We start from the raw sequence: 19,587 nt of genomic DNA, 5'->3' as shown, positions 1-19,587 counted from the left end.
CGCGGCTCGGCGCTATCTCCGTCGCTGACCGCCCGCTCGAGGGGCGGGGATACGTCGGTCCCTCACGGTCGTCGATCCGTTCGACGTCTCGCAGTGGTCCCGGCGACGGGGCCGCAATCGCTCGATCGGGGGTGAAACCAGTTTCAGCCGACTTAAGGGGCGCGGGCTCGAGGGGTCGCGTAGGTGGCCACCAGATGTCCGACTTACCGGACGATTTCGACTGTACGATAACCAACTGGGAGTACATCTACGGACTGTGTCGGGACGTCGCCGACGACGTGCGCGACGACGAGTTCGAGCCCGACGTGGTCGTCGCGCTGGCTCGCGGCGGCTGGTTCGCGGGGCGGTGTCTCTGTGACTTCCTCGGGCTCGACGACCTGACAAGTCTGAAGATGGAACACTACGTCGGTGCCGCCGAGAAGTCCGACGAGCCGAGCGTCCGCTACCCGATGCCCGAAGGCAGCGTCGAGGGCAAGGACGTGCTGATCATCGACGACATCGCCGACACCGGCGGCTCGATCAGTCGCGCGTACGACTACGTCGCCGACCGCGACGCCGGCGAGGTCCGTACCGCGACGCTGCAGTTGCTCGGCACCAGCGAGTTCCAGCCCGACTACGTCGGCGAGCGCTTGGAGGAGTGGACCTGGGTCGTCTACCCGTGGAACTTCATCGAGGACATGGTCGACCTGATCGCCGGTGCCATGGAGGCCAGCGACCGCGAGACGTTCACGGACGAGGCGATCCGCCGTGCCCTGACCGACCACCACGGCATCGAACGCATCGAGATGGAGATCGCCCAGCCCGACCGCCTCCCCGAGGTCCTCGCCGAGATGGAACGCCGCGAGGTCCTCGAGTCGGTCGGTGACGACCAGTGGGCGCTGGCCGGCGAGTAACGCTGCCACGCTCGCGGATCGCTCCGAACCTCGCTTTCTCGCCGTCGTCTCACGCCGCTAACCTAACAAAATATTTATGCCACGGCTGCGGCCTTTCGACCGCATGAAACGAGTCCTATCGAGACTCGGCATCGGTTCGGCGACGGTCGAGACGGTCCTCCCGCCGACCCTCACGGCGGGCGAATCAGTCGACGCGCGCGTCGACGTTACCGGCGGCAACGACAGTCAGGACGTTGAGAGCATCTACGTCGCCCTGGTGACGCGGTACGAGACCGACGAGAGCTACGGAACCGCGAAGCTCGAGACGGACGCCCTCTCGAATTCGTTTACGATCGACCCCGACGAGGAACGCTCGTTTACTGTCACCATCGACATCCCCTACCACACGCCCGTCACGTCGGATCGAACCGACGTCTGGCTCGATACCGGCCTCGACATCGACTGGGCGGTCGATCCGGACGACCGTGATCCGATCGAGATCGAACCCGACCCGCTCCGCGAGACGCTGTTCGACGCCCTCGAGTCACTCGGGTTCGCCCGCAAAACGGCGACGTGCGAGGCCACGGAATCGCTGTTCGCGGACCACCGTTTCGTTCAGGAACTCGAGTTCGTTCCCCGGTCCGGCCCCTTCGTGGACGACCTCGACGAACTCGAGGTCGTCACGCTGCCCGAGGGCGACGGCTTCGATCTGCTGCTCGAGATCGACCGCCGCGGCGGCCTGCTCGCCGAACAGTTCGACGCCGACGAGCGACACGAGCGCCTCTCGCTCCGGCCGGGTGACGAGTCCGACCTCGAGCGGCGACTCCGGACGGCGATCGAGCGAAGTCTCTGAGCGTCGGGCCCGAATGCCCCCGCGTCCTCACTCCCCGTTTCCTCGAGCCGAGACGGCCCGCTCTCAGTCGGCGATCGCCTCGCTCGCGTCCGCTTCCACCGCGGCCTCCCTGATCCAGAGGTCGCCGAACAGTTCGTCCTGCTCGAGCGCGATCCGGCCCCGATGGGCCAGAAAGAGCAGCGCCAGATAGGACATCACGCGCGAGCCACCGGCCGCGTCGATCTCGGCGAACAGCACCTCCTCGCGCCCGTTCTCGTAGTGGACCTCGAGTTCGCCCTCGACGTCGTCGATGACCGCCTCGATGTCCTCCTCGTGGGTGGTGTGGGTGACGTCGTCGCTGGTCGGTTCGTCGTCGACCCGGAAATCGTCGCCCGAGCGGTAGTCAAGTTCCTGCATACCGCGGTCGTACCCCGACGGCGAGTCGCTCGTGTCGTAACTGCGCGACTCCTTCCACCGGGTGTCCCGTTCGGCAGTCCGCAGTTCCCGAACGAGTTCGTCCAACGTCTCCGGCTTCCCGCGGGCGTGCTTGCGCTCGAGGCGACGCTCCATCTCCGCCTCGAGGCTCTCGACGGGATCGAATCCCTGCGGGTGGCGCTCCTCGCCCTCGGCGTCCATCGCGGGATCGTCGGCGAACGGTGCCTCCCACGGCGGGAGTTCCTCCTCCTCCTCGGGCTCGTCGGTCGCGAACAGTTCGTCGCTTTTCATCCGCAGGAGGACGCTCGCGTAGAACAGCGCCCGGCCCGACGTCCGGAGGTCCGCGTCCTCGATCGCCTCGAGGAACTTGTCGGTGACCCGGACGACGTCGATATCCCAGGGATCGATCTCGCCCTCTTCGGCGAGCTGGACCAGCAGTTCGACGGGTTCGACCTCCTCGTCGTCTCCGGCCCCCGCGTCCACCTCGTCCTCGGAGAACTCGAGGACGGAGTCGTCGGCTCTGGGTGCGTGGCTCCCGGCGTTCGTCTCGTCGTCACCGCTCGAGTCCGCGTCCCCGGGCCGCTCGCGGTCCTCGTGGCCCGTGATATCGAGGGGGATCTCGTCCCCGCCGTCGGTATAGAACTCGTCGCGGTCCCGTTCCGTCTCCGAGCCGCATGGCGGATCGCTACCTCGCGGGTCACTTCGTTCCCCGCTCACGGATCGCTCCGCTCCCCGTTCGCTTTTCCGCGGCGCGTCGCGCCGCGCTCCGCTCAGATCATCCGAGTCGCGTGGCGACTCGCTAGTCACTCACGGGCACCTCCTCACCACCGTCGTCGCTATCGCTGAGATCGATCCCGGTCACCGCGCTGACGTTGTCCTGTTGCATCGTCACGCCGATGGCCCGCTCGGAGCGATCGAGCATGGCCGAGCGGTGGGAAACGACGACGAACTGCGCCTCGCCGGCCAGTTCCTCGACCATCTCACCGACTCGCTCGGCGTTGACCGCGTCGAGGAAGGCGTCGATCTCGTCGAGCGCGTAGAAGGGGGCGGGGTTGTGTCGCTGGATCGCGAAGATGAACGCGAGTGCGGTCAGGGACTTCTCGCCGCCGGACATCGCATCCAGTCGCTGAATGGGCTTGTCGCCCGGCTGGGCCTTCATCGTCAGTCCGCCGTCGAACGGGTCGTCCTCGTTCTCGAGATGGAGGCTCCCGGTCCCCTCCGAGAGTTGCTCGAAGATCTCGGTGAAGTGGCCGGCGATCGCCTCGTAGGCGTCCATGAACGTCCGTTTCTTCTGGGTTTCGTACTGCTCGATCCGGTCACGGATACCCTCCGCTTCTTCGACAAGCGTCGCCTTCCCCTCCTCGAGGTCGTCGAGATCGTCCCGGACCTCGTCGTACTCCTCGATCGCGAGCATGTTGACCGGCTCCATCGCGTCCATGTCGGACTGCAACAACTCGATGGTCTCGAGGACGGTCTCGTGGTCGGGCACGTCCTCGGGGTCGTAGTCGCCGACCGCCGATTCAAGCGACTCGATTTCCCACTCGAGGCTGTCGGCCCGCTCGCGGGCATCCTCGAGTTTGCTCTCGACGGTGTTGACCCGATCCTGTTGTCGGTCGCGTTTCGTCCGCGCTTCCGAGAGTTCCTCCTTCAGGTCGCTGCGATCGGCTTTCAGCTCCGTCAGCTCCTCCTCGAGTTCCGCGACGGCCGCGCGTTTCTCCTCGAGACCCTCGCGCTTGCCCTCGATTTCGGCCTCGTACTCTTCGATTCGCTCCTCGTGGTCTGCCTTGCGGTTCTGGGCCGCCTCGATGTCGTCGTGGCGGTCATCGATCGCGTCCTCGGCGTACTCCTTCTCGAGGGTGAGTTCGTTGATCTCGCTGTCGATCTCGGTGATGCGGTCCTCGCGCTCGTCGATCTCGGCCTCGAGGGCCTCGATCCGATCGGTCAGTTCGGGGATCTTCGAGTCCGCGAGTTCGGTTTCGAGATCGTCGATCTCGGCCTCGATCTCCTCGATCGCGGCCGTCTTTTCGTCGATCGTCGCCGAGATCTCGTTCATCCGCTCGTCGACCGACTCCCGTTCCGCCCGCAGCTCTTCGAGTTCGGCCTCGAGGTCGTCGATATCGCTCTCGACCCGTTCGCGTTTCTCGTCGAGTCCCTCGAGTTCGGCCTCGATCGAGCGCACCTCGTCGGCGGCGTCGGTCTTACGGTCGCGGGCGTCGTCGAGTCGTTCCTCGACGCCGCGCAGTTCCTCGCGCAGTTCCTCGCGTTCCTCCTGCAGTTCGGTGATCTGCTTGGCGACGCGCTCGAGTTGGCCCTCGCCGCCGCCGGTAAAGGAGTACCGGGAGCCGCCGCCGGAGCCGCCGGTCATCGCGCCGCTTTTCTCGACCAAGTCGCCGTCGACGGTGACCATCCGGTAGTCGCCCATATAGGAGCGGGCGGTCTCGATGTCCTCGACGACCAGCGTGTCCCCGAGGACGTACGAGAAGACGCCGGCGTACTCCTCGTCGAAGTCGACGAGGTTGTACGCGAAGTCCACGACGCCAGGATCGCTGGGGGCGTTGGGTAGCCGGCGCTGGCTCATATCGGTCAGCGGCAGGAAGGTCGCCCGACCGGCGTTGCGCGATTTGAGGTGTTCGATACACTGCTGGCCGACGACGTCGTCGTCGACGACTACGTTCGCCAGTCGACCCCCGGCAGCGGTCTCACAGGCGACGGCGTACTCGCCGGGCACCGTGCCGAGTTGGGCGACTGCACCGTGGACGCCGTTGATCCCCGAATTGAGGATCGTCGTCACCGCACGGCCAAACGAGGAGTCGCCGCTCTCGCCGGCCTTTGCCTCGAGTTCGGCGTACTCCTGCTGTTTGGCCTGAATGTCGTCGTCGAGTTCGTCGAGGTCCGACTGGAGCCGGCGTTTCTCGCCTTTCAGATCGTCGACGACGGCGGCGATATTCGACCGGTTCTGTTCGGCCTTCTCGAGTTCCCGCTCTAAGTCGGCCCGCTGGTTCTCGATCTCGGGCAACGTCTCCTGCTTTTCCGCGATCGTCTCCTCGGTCTCCTCGATGGTGGTCGAGCGCCGCCGGGCCTCGTCGAGCAGGCGGTCCTGCTCGCGCTGAAGGTCGTTCTTCTCGGTCTTGGCGGCCTCGAGGTCGTCCTTGCGCTCGTCGAGGTCGGCCTTGAGTTCGTCGAACTCGGTGTCGACAGCCTCGATCTCGGCCTCGAGGTCGTCGCGTTCGGCCTCGCGCTCTTGAATCTCGGTCTTGATCGAGGCTTTCTCCAGCTTGTGTTCGCGGATCTCGTCTTCGAGGTCGTCGATCTGCTCTTGCTTGCGGTCGATCTCGACGAAGGCCTCGCGGCGGTCGGCCTCGGCGGCCTCGATCTCGGCCTCGCTGGATTCGATCTTGTCCTCGAGTCGCGAGATCTCGCCTTTGAGTTCCTCGATCTCGCTTTTGATCCGCAGCTGTTCGTCCTCGCCCTTGCGCTCGATCTCGTCGTTTATGTCCGCGAGGTCCTCCTCGAGCCGGACGACCTTGCCCTCGCGTTCGTCGAGTTCGCGCTGCAGTTCCCGGAGTTCGTCCTCGCGGTCGTCGATCTCCGCCTCGACCGACTCGAGGTCCGTGCGTTTCTCCTCGAGTTCGCTGGCTTTCTTGTAGCCCTCGTACTCCTCTTTCTCGCGGCGGAGCCGGCGATACCGCATCGCCTCGCGGCGCTCGTCCGCAAGCTGCTCGAGCCGGTCGCGTTTCTCCTCGATGCGGAGTTCGGCTTCGTCGATCCGTTCCTGGACCGTCTCGAGTTCCTCGAAGGCGTCTTCCTTCTTGGCATCGAACTCGGCGACGCCCGCGATTTCGTCGATGATCTCCCGGCGGGCGTGGGGAGTCATGTTGATGATTTCGGTGACGTCGCCCTGCATGACGACGTTGTACCCCTCAGGGGTAATCCCTGCCTGAGCCAACAGGTCCTGGATGTCGGAGAGGTTGACCGAGCGGTCGTTGAGATAGTAGTAGGAGTAGTAGTTGTCCTCGGTCTCTTTGACCCGGCGACGAATGCGGATCTCGTCGACGTCGCCGACGTCCTCGCTGCCCGCGGCGTTGACGACCTGCGAGCGGGTCAGCGTCCCGTCGGCGTTGTCGAGGACGACCTCGACGGTCGCCTCCCGGGAGCCGCCGGCGTCGCCGTCACCGTCCTCGTGACCGGGATTGTAGATGAGGTCGGTCAGCTTCTCCGCGCGGATCCCCCGCGTTCGGGCCAACCCGAGCGCGAACAATACGGCGTCGATGATATTTGACTTGCCGGAGCCGTTGGGCCCGGTCACGACCGTGAAGTCCTCGTAAAACGGGATCTTCGTCTTGCGGCCGAAGCTCTTGAAATCGTCGAGAACGATCGACTTGATATACATTCTTGATCCGAGCCCTCCGTCACACACGCGGCCGTCTGCCGGGTTGTCCGTTCCCCGACCGCGGCCGCCGCTGCAGTTATGCGACGATGATGTCGTCGCTACCTGAGTCTTCCGTTTCCTCGTCGGCCGTCTCCGTCTCGTCCTCGGCGTCGGCCGCCGCCTCGGCGACTTCGTCGGGTTCGGCCTCCGGCGTCTCGTCTCCCGCCACCGTTCCCGCCTCGTCGCCCCGCCGATCGGGGACCCGTGTCGGCGTTTCGGCGTCGAGTTCGGCCTCGAGGACCCGGATTCGCTCCTTGGCTTCGATGAGTTCGTCCGTCAGGCCCTCTACCGTCGACTCGAGTTCCGCGACCGTCGATTCGAGCTGCTCGACGCGATCGTTCGACATATCCACTAGGGGCCCGGCCGGCCACATAAACGTACGTCAGACTCATATCTAGAATCTCATATGTGGGCCGACCCCAGAAGCCGCCGGTCGTCCCTCGGTCCGACGACGACCGCAACACTGTTGGAAACACGGTATCGAACTGACAGTATGGCACTCTCGCCGGATCGACGGCTCCAGTTCCGGATCGTCGGTGCCCTCGCGCTGGTGGTCGGCGTCAACGTCGGCGTCCTCTCGGTCCTCGTCTGGAGCGGGCTCCGCGTGGCGGCGGTCAGCGGCTGGTCCCGCCCGGCCGTCGTCGGCGTTCCGTTCGTCGTCGGTGCGGTCCTCCTCGGTGCGGTCGGTCTCGTCGCCCTGCAGGCGCGATACGGCTCGCGATCCGCCGTCGCCGGGCTCGAGTTGACGGTGCCCGAGGGCGACGGTCCGAGAAACGTTGCCGGACGCGTCCAGCGGTTGGCGACGCAAGCGGCCGTCCCGGTGCCCTCGGTGGCCATCGCCGACCGTACCGAACCGACCTGTCTGACCGTCGGGAGCCGCCGCTCGCCGACGATCGTAGTGACGAGGGGGCTGCTCGCAGAACTCGACGACGACGAACTCGACGCGGCCCTCGCCCACGAGGTCGCACACATCGCGAACCGGGACCTCCCGGTCGTCACGGCCGTCGCGGCGACCGTCGCGATCGGCGATCGATTGCTCGAGCGCGAACGGCTGCTTCGTCGCGTCCTCGAGAACGCGGTGATGCTCGGTCTCTTCACTGGGGTCGGTATTTTCATCCTCGCGGTGCCGATCCTCGTGACCGGGGTCGTGTACCTCGTCGTGAGCGCGGTCGCACGGGCGCTGCTCGGCGTGAACGCGATCGCGCTCGGACTGTTTGCAAAGGCCCGCGAGTACGCCGCCGACCGCGGCGCGAGTCAACTCATCGGCGACCCGGCCGCGCTGGCGAGCGCCCTCGAGACGCTCGCGGACTCGCGCCCGAAACGGGACGCCCGACTGCACGCGAGCGCGACGCTGGGGATCGTGTCGCGGCCATTGCCCGTCTCGGCGGACGATGACGACGGCGAGGACCACTGGGTCGAACGGTTTCTGCCGCCGGTCTCGCTCGAGGGGCCGGCCGATCCCCGCGGACTGAACCGGGGGCTGGTCTGGCTCCACGTGCGCGTCGTCCGCCCGGCGGTCGCAGCCGTTCGTCGGCTGCTCGGATGGCGGCCCGCGACGCATCCGTCGACCGAGGCCCGGATCGAGCAGTTACGGACGCTCGAGCGGCGGCGGGCGGACGCAAGCTGAGTCGCTCACTCGGCGTCCGCCGCGGGCAACACGACCGAAAACGTTGCCCCTTCGCCCGGCTCGGAATCGACGCGGATCTCGCCGCCGTGGCGTTCGACGATGCGCTGACAGAGCGCGAGCCCGATCCCGGTGCCGGCGTGGGCCTCGCGACCGTGCAGCCGTTCGAAGACCTCGAAGATGCGGTCCTGATCGTCGGGGTCGATCCCGATCCCCTCGTCGTGGACCGAGACCACCCAGTCCTCGCCGCGGCGCTCGGCGTCGACGCGGACGCGGGGCGGCTCGTCGCCGCTGTACTCGAGGGCGTTACTCAGGAGGTTCTGGAACACCTGCCGGAGCTGGCTGGCGTCGCCCTCGACGCGGGGCAACTCCCCGACCTCGAGCGCCGCGTCGGTCTCCTCGAGCCGTAACTGCAGGTCCTCGAGGACGTCGTCGAAGACGGTCTCGAGGGCGACGGGCTCGAGCGGCTCGCCCTGGGTTTCGACTCGCGAGTAGGCAAGCAGCCCGTCGATCATGTCGCGCATCCGTTCGGCCCCGTCGACGGCGTACTCGAGGAACTCCCGTCCGTCCGAGTCGAGGGCATCGGCATAGCGGCCCTCGATCAGCTGGAGGTAGCTCGAGACCATCCGCAGGGGTTCCTGCAGGTCGTGGGAGGCCGCGTAGGCGAACTGCTCGAGCCGTTTGTTCGACTCTTCGAGGCGCTCGACCGTCTCCTCGAGTCTGCGCTGGTACTCCTTGCGCTCGGTGATGTCGTGGGCCATCGTCACGCCGGCGAAGACGTCGCCGCGGGTATCGGTGATCGGGACCGTGTAGACGACCCACTCGCGGTCGGCGTACTCGAGTTCGACCGCCCCTTGCTCGCCCTCGAGCGCGCCCCGAAGCGCCGGCTCGAGCGCGTCGCTGGTCGCCGCGTCCCAGGCGTCCGCGTAGTGGTTGCCCTCGATGTCGGCCGGGTCGACCGGGATCTTCTCGAAGCCCTGGCCCGCCGCCAGCGTGTACTCGAGGTCGTGGTCGAACAGCGTGACGACGCCGTTCGGGAAGTTCTCGGCCAGCGTGCGATAGCGCTGTTCGGACTCCTCGAGTTCGCGCTCGCGTTTCTTGCGCTCCGTGATGTCCCGGTCCGAGACGACGATCGAGACGACGTCGCCGTCGTCGTTCGTGACCGGCCGGAAGACACCATTCAGGGTGTATCGCTCCCCGTCCGGTCTGGAGAGGTCGGCCTCGAAGTTGACGTACTCGCCGGCGGCGGCTCGTTCGGTCCACTCCCTGACGTCCTCTCGAACGTCCGCGGACTCCCCGCCCCACCACGGCGTCTCACAGAACTGCTCGCCGATCACGTCCGTCAGCTCCGCGTCGACGTACTCCATGGCGGTTCCGTTGACGTCGATCACCGTCCCGTCGGGCTCAAGCAGTCCAACGAGGATGTTCGGGTCCTCGAAGATAGCCTCGAAGCGCCGCTCGGTCCGCTCGAGTTCGCGTTCCCGTTCCCGCCGTTCGGTAACGTCCCGGAAGTAGACCGAGATCCCGGTCTCGGAAGGATAGAGGTTCGCCTCGACCCGGAAATCGAGCGTGTCGTAGTAGAGTTCGTAGCTGGTCGGCTCCTGGGACTCCAGGGCCGTATGGAAGGCGTCCCAGACCTCGTCGATCTCGTTGAGGTCGGGAAACACGTCCCAGAGGCGTTCCCCGAGGAGTTCCTCCTCGGAGCGTTCCAGCAACTCCGCCGCACGATCGTTGACGTGGGTGAACCGGAACTCGTCGTCGACCGCATAGAAAGCGTCGGAGATCCGCCCGAGGATACGCTGCAGTTCGCTCTCGAGTTCGCGCTCGCGCTCCCTGCGGTCCGTCATGTCCCGCGTCACCTTCAGATAGCCCCGGTGGGTACCGTCGTCGTCCCGGACCGACGTGATCGTGACGTTCGCCCAGAACCGCGTCCCGTCCGCACGAACGCGCCACCCCTCGTCCTCGACGGAGCCGTTCTCGAGGGCCCGCTCGAGGTTCCGTGCGGGAACGCCCGCGGCCCGGTCCGCGTCGGTGTAAAACTGCGAGAAGTGTTCGCCCAGGATCGCCGCGCGCTCGTAGCCCTTGATCTGGCGCGCCCCCTCGTTCCAGCTGACGACGTGTCCGTCGGTATCGAGCCGGAAAATGGCGTACTCCTCGACGGCGTCGACCAGCGACCGGAACGCCGCTTCGCTCTCCCGGAGCGCACCCTTCGACTCCTTCTGATCGGTGATATCGTAGTAGAACTCGACCCGTCCGCCGGCGAACTCTCCCGATTCGATCGGTTTGCTCTGGTAGGACAGCCAGCGGTCCTCGTGGTCGCCGTCGCCAGTGATCCGACACTCGAACCCGTCGACGTAGCGCTCGTCGTCGTACGACGACAGGACGGTCGCTGCGAAGCACCCGGGATCGTCGACCCGGTGTTTGAGGACTTCGTCGACGACCGTCCGGTTGTCCCGTCCGATGAGACTCGCGCGATCGAGGCCGAAGTACTCCTCGACGGACTCGTCGGCCCACTCGATCTCACACTGCTCGTTGAGGACGATGGCGCCGATGTCGGCCCCGTCGATGACGCTCGTGATCGACTCGTAGGAGGCGATCGCCGACGCGAGCGTGTCCTGTCGACGGCGCTTCTCGGAGCGGTCGCGGGCGACGCCGATGGTCCCCCGGAACTCGCCGTCCTCGAGCAGCAGGTTGACGCGGAGTTCGAAGGGGATCGCGTCGCCGTCGGCAGTTCGAACGGCGAGTTCGAAGGTCGCGATCTCGTCGTCGTTCGCGGCGATCCGGTTCGTGATCTCGCGTTCGACGCGGGCCACGTCGTCGTCGGCGAGGACGAGCGAGACGTGTTCGCCGAGGAGGTCCTCGCGGGCGTAGCCGGTCGCCTCGACGATGCCATCGTTGACCGCGACGAAGCAACCGTCGGTGTCGAGCTGGTAGATCGCGTCGTCGATCGTGTTGACGAGCGTCCGATAGCGCTCGAGCGCGACGTCGTCGGTGGCGTCGCCCCAGAAGGCACCCTCGTCGGTCCCGGCTCGGGTACTCATGCTACGTCGAACGCCGTAGAACGGCAAAAGACGTTCGCCGGCGCGAGCGGCCAGCGAACCGCGGCCGCGGATACTTTTATGCCCGTCCGCGGTGAGTGGCAGACGGAAAACATGTCCCAGACGAAAGTCACGGCACCGACGGTCGACGACGACGAGATCTACCGGTTCCCCGATGATTCGTTTACCGACCGCAACGTCTGTCTCGTGACTGGCGGAGCCTCCGGTATCGGCCGAGCGACCGCACTGGCCGCCGCCGGTAACGGCCTCACGGTCGCGGCGACCGACGTCGACGAAGACGGCCTCGACGGGACGGTGGCTCGCGGCGAGGACCTCGGCCTCGAGGGCGAGATCGAGGCGATCCCCGGCGATCTCACGGTCGACGACGACATCGAGCGGATCGTCGACGAGGCCGCACAGCTGGGCGATCTCAAGTACCTCGCGAACGTCGCCGGGATGCAACACATCGACCCCATCGACGAGTTCCCGATGGAGACCTACGACCTGATGCATCGAATCATGCTCCGGGCCCCGCTGTATCTCTCGAAACTGTGTCTCCCACACTTCCGAGAGACCGACGACGGCCAGGGGTGTGTCGGCAACATGGCGTCTGTCCACGGTCACTACGTCACGAGCGACAAGGTCGCGTACAACGTCTCGAAGTTCGGCCTGCGGGGACTGACCCAGTCGATCGCCGCCGAGGGCGAGGGGCAGATCCGAGCGTTCTCTCTCAGCACCGGCTACGTGAAGACGCCGCTGGTGACCGCTCAACTCGAGGATACCGCCGAACAGCGCGGCATCTCGGTCGACGAGGTGATCGAGGACGTGATGCTCGGTCAGTCTCGAGTCACGGAGATGATGGAACCGATCGACGTCGCCAACCTCTTTTTGCTCGGCTTCTCGGATCTCGGCCGGCACCTGGACGGCGGCGACCTGTTGTTTGATGGTGGCATGACGCTAACCTACGAGTGACAATGTCCGGGAACACGAGCCCAAGCCTTGAGGACATCGACGAGATCGCCCACGAACCGAGCCAGGAGTTCGTCGAGTCGACGAACGTCGCCGAGTTCATGGAGACCTACGGGATCGACGACTACGAGGAACTCATCGAGCGGACGACGACCGATCTCGAGGGCGAACCCGACAGCGGCGTCGAGTGGTTCTGGGACGAACTGGTCGACTACCTCGGGATCGAGTTCTACGAGCCCTACGACGAGGTACGGGACGACAGCGAGGGACCGCAGTTCACCGACTGGTACCCTGACGGCGAACTCAACATCGCCCACAACGTCGTCGACCGCCACGCCGCCCTCGACGAGGAGCGCCGGAACAAGGTCGCCACGATCTGGGAAGGCGAACACGGCGAGGTCCGCGAAGTCACGTACCACGAACTCCACCGGGGAGCGAATCAGGTCGCGAACGCGCTCGAGGAACGCGGCATCGGCACCGGCGACACGGTCGGGCTCTACATGCCGATGGTGCCGGAGGTCGTCTCGATCCTCTATGGCTGTTTCAAGGTCGGCGCGATCGCAGTACCGATCTTCTCGGGCTTCGGCGTCGACGCGGCCGCGACCCGGATCGCGGATTCGGAGTGTTCGGTCCTCTTTACCGGCGACGGCTTCTACCGGCGCGGCGATCCGGTCTTCCTCAAGTCCGCCGCCGACGAGGCGATCGAGGAGGCCGGCCATGTCGAGTCCACGATCGTCTTCGATCGATTGGGCTCGAGCGATGAGCGGAACGAACATCAAGTCCCCTGGGACGACGACCGCGACGAGTGGTGGGCCGACGCCGTCGAAACCGCCGCCGACGACTACGAGACGAAATCGCTGCCCTCGAGTCAGGAGTCGATGCTGCTGTACTCGTCGGGCACCACGGGCAAACCGAAGGGCATCGTTCACACCCACGCGGGCGTGCAGGTCCAGTGTCCCAAGGAGGTCCACTTCGGGATGGATCTCAAGCCCGCGGACCGGTTCTTCTGGGTCTCCGACATCGGCTGGATGATGGGCCCCTGGAGCCTGATCGGGACCCACACCTTCGGCGGCACCGTCTTCATGTACGAGGGCGCGCCGGACTACCCCGAGCCCGACCGGTTCTGGGAGATGATCGACCGCCACAAGCTCACCCAGTTCGGCATCTCGCCGACCGCCATTCGGGCGCTGCGCAAGCACGGGGACGAGTGGCTCGAGGGCCACGACCTCTCCTCGCTGCGAATTCTGGGCTCGACGGGCGAGCCGTGGGATCCCGAGTCCTGGCACTGGTTCCACGAGAACGTGGGCGGCGGCGAGGCCCCGATCATCAACATCTCCGGCGGCACCGAGATCTGTGGCTGTTTCCTGATGCCGATGCCGACCGAGTCGCTCAAGCCCTGTACGCTCGGCGGGCCCGGCCTCGGGATGGACATCGACGTCGTCGATCGCGAGGGCAATTCGGTCAAGGAGGACAACGAACGCGGCTACCTCGTCGCGCGTGACTCCTGTCCCTCGATGACCAAATCGCTGTGGTCGGGCGACGAGCGCTACCTCAACGAGTACTGGTCGACCTTCGAGGACATGTGGGACCACGGCGACTGGGCCCAGAAGGACGCGGACGGCTTCTGGTTCCTCCACGGCCGGGCCGACGACACCCTCAACGTGGCCGGCCGGAAGGTCGGGCCCGCGGAGGTCGAAGGCGCGCTCATCGACCACGCGGCGGTCAACCAGGCCGCCGCCATCGGCGCGCCCGACGATACCACCGGCACCGCCGTCGTCGCCTACGTCGTCCTCGAGGACGGCTACGAGGAGACCGACGACCTCCGCGAGGAACTGCGCGCGCAGGTCGGCGAGGAACTGGGCAAACCGTTCCGCCCGCGCGAGGTGCTGTTCGTCGACGAGTTCCCCAAGACCCAGTCGGGCAAGATCATTCGTCGGGCCATCCAAGCCACCTACACCGGCGAGGACCTGGGCGACATGAGCAGCATCGAGAACCCGGCGGCGCTCGAGGAACTCGAGGACGCGCGGTAGTCAGCGCGGATCGTACGGATTCGTCGCGGTCCCGAGTCGAGTGATCTCGTCGACGCGATCGAAATCGTCGTCGAACGCGTACAGGCATTCGACATCGTTGGCTTGCATATACGCGACAATACAAACGTCGACGAACGAAAGGCCGCTATGCCGGCGAAACAGCGATTTCGCTGTCGCCAACGTATCAGCTGATATCGAAACGAGGTGAAATCTGGCGTTTTCTTCTATACGGTCGAGAAAATCGACGGCCGGCTCGTGACCAGCGTGTGTCGTCAGTCCATTGAGCGTCTCCGCGAGAACGTAATCGAGGACGATCGCCTCGGGCAGGGACTGATCGTCGATCCCGCGAAGAATCGGAAGTGCGGCTTCGTGTGCCCCGTCTCGGCGGTAACTCGCGGCAAACAGCACCGACGTATCGACGACCGCACGCGGCATCTATTCGACTCCCCAGGCGTCGTGATCCGTCGTTGCGTCGGTCTCCTCGTCACCGTCGTATCCGGTGAAATCAGCGAACGAGCCACCGCGGCGGTGAACGACCTCCACTCGGACCGTTCCGTCATCTCCGACGTGCCACCGAAGTCGATCACCGTCATCGATATCGAGTTGTCGACGGATTCGCGCGGGAATATTGGCCTGATTCCCGGAGACCTTGCTTTCGGCGTCGACCCGATCGGTACTCATACTCGATGTTAGTCGCTGAAGGCACAAATATAGTGTGGTGGCACACTACTTGAGCGGCGACGAAACGAGCGCGTCCCGTTACGTTTTACCCCTGTGGGGCCGAATCGCCTCTAATGACTGCCCAGACCGTCCAGCAGGGCGACCTCGTGACCGTCATCGGCCTCGAGGTCCACGTCCAGCTGGAGACCGACACGAAGATCTTCTGTGGCTGTTCGACCGAGCCGAGCGACGAGCCCAACGACAACGTCTGCCCGGTCTGTCTCGGCCTGCCGGGGGCGCTCCCGGTGCTGAACGAGGGGGCCGTCGAAGCCGCGGTCAAGATCGGCAAGGCGATCGACGCCGACATTCCCGAGGAGACCCGGTTCCACCGGAAGAACTACTACTACCCCGACCTCCCCAAGAACTTCCAGATCACCCAGTACGACGAGCCGATCTGTCAGGACGGCGCGCTCGAGATCGCCGTCGAGGGCCAGCGTCGGACCGTCGCGATCGAACGGGCCCACTTGGAAGAAGACCCCGGCAGCCTCCAGCACGTCGGCGGCGGTGGCGGCATCGACTCCGCGGAGTACACCCTCGTCGACTACAACCGCGCCGGGACGCCGCTGATGGAGATCGTCACCGCGCCGGACTTCCGCAGCCCCGGCGAGGTCCGGGCCTTCCTCGCGGAACTCGAGGAAGTCCTCGAGTACCTGGGCGTCTTCGACGCCGAGCGCGACGGCAGCCTGCGGATCGACGCCAACCTCTCGATCATTCCCGAGGAAGACATCGAGGGCGACGACACCGACGAGATCGGGATCGACGCACTCGAGTCGGCTAACCGAACCGAGGTCAAGAACATCTCGAGTCACAAGGGCGCCGAGAAGGCCCTGGCCTACGAGGAGACGCGCCAGAAAAACGCCATCCAACGGGGCCGCGCGGTCGAGCAGGAGACCCGTCACTGGGACGAGTCCCGCGGCATTACGGTCTCGATGCGGTCGAAAGAGGAGGAGAAGGACTACCGCTACTTCGAGGAGGCCGACCTGCCGCCGCTTCGGGTCTCGGACTGGAAAGACGAGATCGAGATCCCGGAACTTCCCTCGGCCCGCCGGGAACGGTTCCAGGCGGAGTACGGCCTGAGCGAGGAGGCCGCTTCCAAACTCACCTCCACGAAGCAGGTCGCGGACTTCTACGAGGACGTCGCCGGCGAGTTCGACCCCGATCTGGCGGCGACGTGGGTCGCGGACAACCTGCTGGGTGAACTCAACTACCGCGACATCGAAATTACGGAGATCGAGGGCCGCCTCGAGGAGATCAAACGTCTGGTCGAACTCGTCGCCGAGGACGAGATCACGGCGAAAAACGCCCGCGAGACCGTCCTGCGGTCGATGCTCGACGACGGCCGAACCCCCGACGAGGTCGTCGCCGAGGAGGGACTTGGCAAGACCGGCGAGGACGAAGTCCAGCAAGCGGTCGTCGAGGCCATCGACGAGAACCCCGACGCCGTCGACGACTACGAGAGCGGTGACGACGGCGCGATCAACTTCCTGGTCGGGCAGGTCATGCAGAAGACCGGCGGGAGTGCGGATCCGGGCGACGTGAACCAGCTGCTGCGGGCCGAACTCGAGGGCTAAGTCCCGCGCTATTGCTCGTCGTCCGTTCCGCTGCCGTCGGACTGGAGTCGCTTCGTCGTCTGGACGAGCGGGTGACGCGCGTAGTCGACGACGTCGATGTCGTCGATCCGTTCCAAGTCTTCCTTTTCCGCCGTGCGGGCCATTCCCAGATCGATCTCGTGATCGATGACGATGACGTAGGCGTCCATTTCGTCGATGTCCAGCCGGTCGGCCGCCAGCACGCGGTGGTGGCCATCGGCCAGCAAGAGCGTGCCGCCGTTGTCGATGACCACCAGCGGCTCGGCCAGCCCCCGCTCGAGTTCGTACCGGCGGCCCTCGAGTTCGTCGGCGTAGACCCGACCCTGGGTGGGTGTGAGGTCGGCGAGGGCGATGGTACGCCGTTCCTCGGCCAGTTCGATCTCGTGGATCTGCTCTAAGGTCCGCTTGAGTTTGCCGACCTTCTCCGGAGTGGCCCGCTCGATCTGGCTGCGGATGACGTCGGCGTTGGAGATGATCCCCACGAGGTTGCCCGCGTCGTCGACGACGGGGAGCTTCTGGATGCCCGACCGGAGGATGACCCGCGCGGCGTCGGTCACCTTCATGTCGGGGTGGGCGACGAGCAGATCGGTCGCCATCACGGTGAAGATCGGGTCGTCGTCGTCGGCCAGCAGCAGGTCGCGGGCGCTGATGAAGCCCTCGACGCGGCGGCGCTCACAGACCGGAAAGCCGCTGTGTTCGTCGCTCTCCGCGATCCGGGCCGAGACCTCGCCGACGGTTTCGTCCGGCGATACCGTCGCGACGTCGCGCGTCATGTAGTCTTTGACCTTGGGCTTCGTTCGGTCCGACACGACCTCCATGGATGGGTCGAGGACCCCCGCGTGGAAAAGCGTGTCTTCCGGGTGGCCGGTCGTGGGTCGCGCTTCAGACGGTCGGATGTTCCTTAAACGAGTTCGGGGACGACGGGATACTCCCACGATTCTCCGTTGAACGCTTTACCCGTCGCCACGAAGCAGACGACGAGATTGGCGAGACCGAGTACCAGTAGCCCGAACAACCCGAGCAGGAGCAAGAGTCGAGGAACGATCGATCCGACCGATCCGGCGGACGCGAGACCGACGCCGATGAATGCGACGACCGCGCTCCCGTTCCACGCGATGAAGAACGGAATATGCCAATTCAAGGCGTTTTTCGCGTTCCGGCTATCGAAATCGGTACTCGAGACGAGATATACGAGTCCTACTCCGAGGACCGAGAAACACAGTCCAATAACGTGTACGCCCACACCTAACCACGTTCTCCGCTCGGGATTGGCTGTTGATGACTCTGTGGACACATATTTATATCAATAACAGTCTCACAAATACTTTTGTACTTATGTGATATTAACAATCTAAGGGGCAGGCCAAAGGCACTGTTGCAAAAGGTGGAATATACTATTACGATCCATTTTCCGGCTCAGGTCGAACGTGCAGAGATACCGAGATATACTTCAACTTCGATGAGGCGGAAGTGGACTAATAGCATCCCTCTTAACACTACACCACAACTATCGCGTCAGACCGACTCGCCGCCGTCCGGCTCGCCACGTTTCGTGAACAGCCACTCGCTGGTCTGGGTGTAGGCCCCGACCGGGACCCCCGGCCGCGTCTCGATCGCCTCGAAGAAGCGGTTGGTGATCACCTCCTCGACGACGCTGACGATCGACTCGATCTCCGCCTCGTCGTCGGCGCTGCCCAGAATGCCGATCTCGAGCTGTGCGCCGGCCATGTCGGCGTGGCCCCCGGCGCTGCCGATCCGGTCGAACGCGTCCCGGAGCGTCTCGCCGAGATCGACGTCGGCGGCCCGCGAGCGGGCCGACACGTAGACCATCTGGTCGTTGAAGCCGAAGACGAGCGTCGTCTCGACGCCCTCCATCGCGAGCAGCTGGTCGGCGGCTTGGGGCAGCGCATCCCGGTCGCCGATCCGGCCGACGCTGGCCACCGCGACCGAGTCGCGCTGGATCCGGTTCTTGATCGCCCGCGCGATCGTCTCGAGGGTGTCGCCCTCGAGCGACGGCTGCTCGATCTGGCGCAGGACCGACGCGTCCGCGTGGGGCGACAGCACCGACGCAGCCCGGAAGTCGGCGGGGGAGACCTCGCGGGTGAAGTCGTTCGTGTCGACACGGATGCCGTACAACAGCGCCGTCGCCGTCGACGGATCGAACCCCAGATCGAACCGCTCTATGTACTCGGTCAGGACGGTACTGGTCGCGCCCGCACCCTGACGGAGGTCGACGAACTCGCCGGGCACCGGCCCGCGCGGCGGGTGATGGTCGATGACGATGTCGACGTGCAGTTCCGTGGGGAGCTGGTCGTTGACCCCCGGCCGGGAGTGGTCGACCAGCGCGAAGGCCGAATACTCCTCGAGCGACTCCGTGGGTCCGAGGTTCCGCAGGTCCAACTCGAGTAAGTTGACCATCGCCCGGTTCTCCTGATGGGAGATGTCGCCGAAGTAGCAGGCGTCGGCCGGGACGCCGACGGACTCGGCGATGTCGGCCAGCGCGACCGCGCTGGCGATCGCGTCGGGATCGGGGTTGTCGTGGGCCATGACCGCGAGCCGGCCGTCGATCCCGGAAAGCTGGTCTCGGAGTTCGATCGCCGACTCGGCCGACGGGCTCGCCGCTTCCGCGAGGACCCACTCCGACAGCGCGCTCGCGGGGCCGACGACTCTGTCCGCGAGGGCGTCGAAGCGCTCTCGATCCGCGGCCGTCGCGTTGCCGCCCAGATAGGCCACGATCGCGGCCCCGGGGAACCGATCGCGTGCGGCCTCGAGCGCGGCCCGGTTGACGTCGGTGCGGTCGCTGCCGACGAAGATCACGTCCGGTTGGTCGACGGCGGCGACGGTCGCTGGATCGCTCGGATCACCGTCTCGAGCCGGGATGCTCTCGTCTCGCAGCGTTTCGACGACGCCCGCGTCGTCGGTGACGACGAGCAGTCGGCCGTCGCGCTCGGCGAGATGATCGATGACTCCCCGACAGACGGAGCCGCAGCCGAGCACGAGCCGGAAACACATTTGTCGCGGCTTGCGACCCCGGCGGGTAAAAGCTACC

At 65.7% G+C, this 19,587-nt stretch carries 15 protein-coding genes; 6 read left to right on the top strand and 9 right to left on the bottom strand.

Annotation, left to right across the window (positions count from 1 at the left end; genetic code table 11):
* The first annotated feature begins 194 nt into the window (after positions 1 to 194).
* On the top strand, positions 195 to 893 hold the full coding sequence (locus ACERIM_RS03490) for a phosphoribosyltransferase (RefSeq protein WP_006650259.1): 699 nt from the start codon (positions 195 to 197) through the stop codon (positions 891 to 893).
* A 103-nt stretch (positions 894 to 996) separates the two neighbouring features.
* Positions 997 to 1,725: a sporulation protein gene (locus tag ACERIM_RS03485; protein ID WP_373631253.1), complete on the top strand. Its 729-nt coding sequence runs from the start codon at positions 997 to 999 to the stop codon at positions 1,723 to 1,725.
* Positions 1,726 to 1,788: 63 nt separating this feature from the next.
* Here ACERIM_RS03485 and ACERIM_RS03480 read toward each other — a convergent pair whose 3' ends face one another.
* The 3 genes from ACERIM_RS03480 to ACERIM_RS03470 form a co-directional block, all read right to left on the bottom strand.
* A complete protein-coding gene (locus tag ACERIM_RS03480) occupies positions 1,789 to 2,946 on the bottom strand; it encodes a segregation/condensation protein A (protein ID WP_373631251.1) in 1,158 nt (385 codons plus the stop codon).
* Positions 2,939 to 6,529, bottom strand: coding sequence for a chromosome segregation protein SMC (smc, locus tag ACERIM_RS03475; protein ID WP_373631250.1), 3,591 nt, complete (start codon positions 6,527 to 6,529; stop codon positions 2,939 to 2,941). The genes ACERIM_RS03480 and smc overlap by 8 nt, the downstream gene beginning before the upstream one ends.
* Before the next feature lie 76 nt (positions 6,530 to 6,605).
* The gene (locus tag ACERIM_RS03470) at positions 6,606 to 6,914 is read right to left on the bottom strand and encodes a hypothetical protein (RefSeq protein WP_006650263.1); all 309 of its coding nucleotides are present in this window, start codon (positions 6,912 to 6,914) and stop codon (positions 6,606 to 6,608) included.
* Positions 6,915 to 7,061: 147 nt separating this feature from the next.
* Here ACERIM_RS03470 and ACERIM_RS03465 point away from each other — a divergent pair, with 147 nt between their 5' ends.
* Positions 7,062 to 8,195 carry a M48 family metallopeptidase gene (locus ACERIM_RS03465; protein ID WP_373631248.1) on the top strand — a complete coding sequence of 378 codons (1,134 nt, stop codon included), beginning with the start codon at positions 7,062 to 7,064 and terminating at the stop codon, positions 8,193 to 8,195.
* A gap of 5 nt (positions 8,196 to 8,200) precedes the next feature.
* Here ACERIM_RS03465 and ACERIM_RS03460 read toward each other — a convergent pair whose 3' ends face one another.
* Complete coding sequence (locus ACERIM_RS03460; RefSeq protein WP_373631247.1) at positions 8,201 to 11,233, bottom strand: PAS domain S-box protein; 3,033 nt, start codon at positions 11,231 to 11,233, stop codon at positions 8,201 to 8,203.
* A 111-nt stretch (positions 11,234 to 11,344) separates the two neighbouring features.
* Here ACERIM_RS03460 and ACERIM_RS03455 point away from each other — a divergent pair, with 111 nt between their 5' ends.
* Both ACERIM_RS03455 and ACERIM_RS03450 read left to right on the top strand, forming a co-directional pair.
* Complete coding sequence (locus ACERIM_RS03455) at positions 11,345 to 12,202, top strand: SDR family NAD(P)-dependent oxidoreductase (protein ID WP_373631245.1); 858 nt, start codon at positions 11,345 to 11,347, stop codon at positions 12,200 to 12,202.
* A 2-nt stretch (positions 12,203 to 12,204) separates the two neighbouring features.
* Complete coding sequence (locus ACERIM_RS03450; protein WP_373631244.1) at positions 12,205 to 14,229, top strand: AMP-binding protein; 2,025 nt, start codon at positions 12,205 to 12,207, stop codon at positions 14,227 to 14,229.
* Here the strand turns inward: ACERIM_RS03450 and ACERIM_RS03445 are convergent, their stop codons facing one another.
* Together ACERIM_RS03445 and ACERIM_RS03440 are read right to left on the bottom strand one after the other, a co-directional pair.
* The gene (locus ACERIM_RS03445) at positions 14,230 to 14,664 is read right to left on the bottom strand and encodes a type II toxin-antitoxin system VapC family toxin (protein ID WP_373631243.1); all 435 of its coding nucleotides are present in this window, start codon (positions 14,662 to 14,664) and stop codon (positions 14,230 to 14,232) included.
* Positions 14,665 to 14,910 carry an AbrB/MazE/SpoVT family DNA-binding domain-containing protein gene (locus ACERIM_RS03440; protein WP_006650269.1) on the bottom strand — a complete coding sequence of 82 codons (246 nt, stop codon included), beginning with the start codon at positions 14,908 to 14,910 and terminating at the stop codon, positions 14,665 to 14,667.
* Positions 14,911 to 15,023: 113 nt separating this feature from the next.
* Here ACERIM_RS03440 and gatB point away from each other — a divergent pair, with 113 nt between their 5' ends.
* Positions 15,024 to 16,520: an Asp-tRNA(Asn)/Glu-tRNA(Gln) amidotransferase subunit GatB gene (gatB, locus tag ACERIM_RS03435; protein WP_373631242.1), complete on the top strand. Its 1,497-nt coding sequence runs from the start codon at positions 15,024 to 15,026 to the stop codon at positions 16,518 to 16,520.
* A gap of 8 nt (positions 16,521 to 16,528) precedes the next feature.
* Here the strand turns inward: gatB and ACERIM_RS03430 are convergent, their stop codons facing one another.
* The 3 genes from ACERIM_RS03430 to ACERIM_RS03420 all read right to left on the bottom strand — a co-directional run bounded on the left by ACERIM_RS03430 (position 16,529) and on the right by ACERIM_RS03420 (position 19,550).
* Positions 16,529 to 17,356, bottom strand: a complete 828-nt coding sequence (locus ACERIM_RS03430) for a CBS domain-containing protein (RefSeq protein WP_373631241.1) — start codon at positions 17,354 to 17,356, stop codon at positions 16,529 to 16,531.
* 83 nt (positions 17,357 to 17,439) lie between these two features.
* Positions 17,440 to 17,781, bottom strand: coding sequence for a DUF4870 domain-containing protein (locus ACERIM_RS03425; RefSeq protein WP_373631240.1), 342 nt, complete (start codon positions 17,779 to 17,781; stop codon positions 17,440 to 17,442).
* Positions 17,782 to 18,053: 272 nt separating this feature from the next.
* Positions 18,054 to 19,550 carry a DHH family phosphoesterase gene (locus ACERIM_RS03420; protein ID WP_373631238.1) on the bottom strand — a complete coding sequence of 499 codons (1,497 nt, stop codon included), beginning with the start codon at positions 19,548 to 19,550 and terminating at the stop codon, positions 18,054 to 18,056.
* Positions 19,551 to 19,587: the final 37 nt, after the last annotated feature.

The sequence above is a fragment of the Natrinema sp. H-ect1 genome (assembly GCF_041821105.1).
Classification (GTDB): Archaea; Halobacteriota; Halobacteria; order Halobacteriales; family Natrialbaceae; genus Natrinema; species Natrinema thermotolerans.
This window is presented reverse-complemented; position numbering and strand designations above follow the sequence as displayed.

Excerpts from the sequence above, each read along its gene's own strand:
- ACERIM_RS03490 (WP_006650259.1), top strand. The coding sequence starts at position 195 with ATGTCCGACTTACCGGACGATTTCGACTGTACGATAACCAACTGGGAG.
- ACERIM_RS03485 (WP_373631253.1), top strand. The coding sequence starts at position 997 with ATGAAACGAGTCCTATCGAGACTCGGCATCGGTTCGGCGACGGTCGAG.
- smc (WP_373631250.1), bottom strand. The coding sequence starts at position 6,529 with ATGTATATCAAGTCGATCGTTCTCGACGATTTCAAGAGCTTCGGCCGC.
- ACERIM_RS03470 (WP_006650263.1), bottom strand. The coding sequence starts at position 6,914 with ATGTCGAACGATCGCGTCGAGCAGCTCGAATCGACGGTCGCGGAACTC.
- ACERIM_RS03465 (WP_373631248.1), top strand. The coding sequence starts at position 7,062 with ATGGCACTCTCGCCGGATCGACGGCTCCAGTTCCGGATCGTCGGTGCC.
- ACERIM_RS03460 (WP_373631247.1), bottom strand. The coding sequence starts at position 11,233 with ATGAGTACCCGAGCCGGGACCGACGAGGGTGCCTTCTGGGGCGACGCC.
- ACERIM_RS03455 (WP_373631245.1), top strand. The coding sequence starts at position 11,345 with ATGTCCCAGACGAAAGTCACGGCACCGACGGTCGACGACGACGAGATC.
- ACERIM_RS03450 (WP_373631244.1), top strand. The coding sequence starts at position 12,205 with ATGTCCGGGAACACGAGCCCAAGCCTTGAGGACATCGACGAGATCGCC.
- ACERIM_RS03445 (WP_373631243.1), bottom strand. The coding sequence starts at position 14,664 with ATGCCGCGTGCGGTCGTCGATACGTCGGTGCTGTTTGCCGCGAGTTAC.
- ACERIM_RS03440 (WP_006650269.1), bottom strand. The coding sequence starts at position 14,910 with ATGAGTACCGATCGGGTCGACGCCGAAAGCAAGGTCTCCGGGAATCAG.
- gatB (WP_373631242.1), top strand. The coding sequence starts at position 15,024 with ATGACTGCCCAGACCGTCCAGCAGGGCGACCTCGTGACCGTCATCGGC.
- ACERIM_RS03430 (WP_373631241.1), bottom strand. The coding sequence starts at position 17,356 with ATGGAGGTCGTGTCGGACCGAACGAAGCCCAAGGTCAAAGACTACATG.
- ACERIM_RS03420 (WP_373631238.1), bottom strand. The coding sequence starts at position 19,550 with ATGTGTTTCCGGCTCGTGCTCGGCTGCGGCTCCGTCTGTCGGGGAGTC.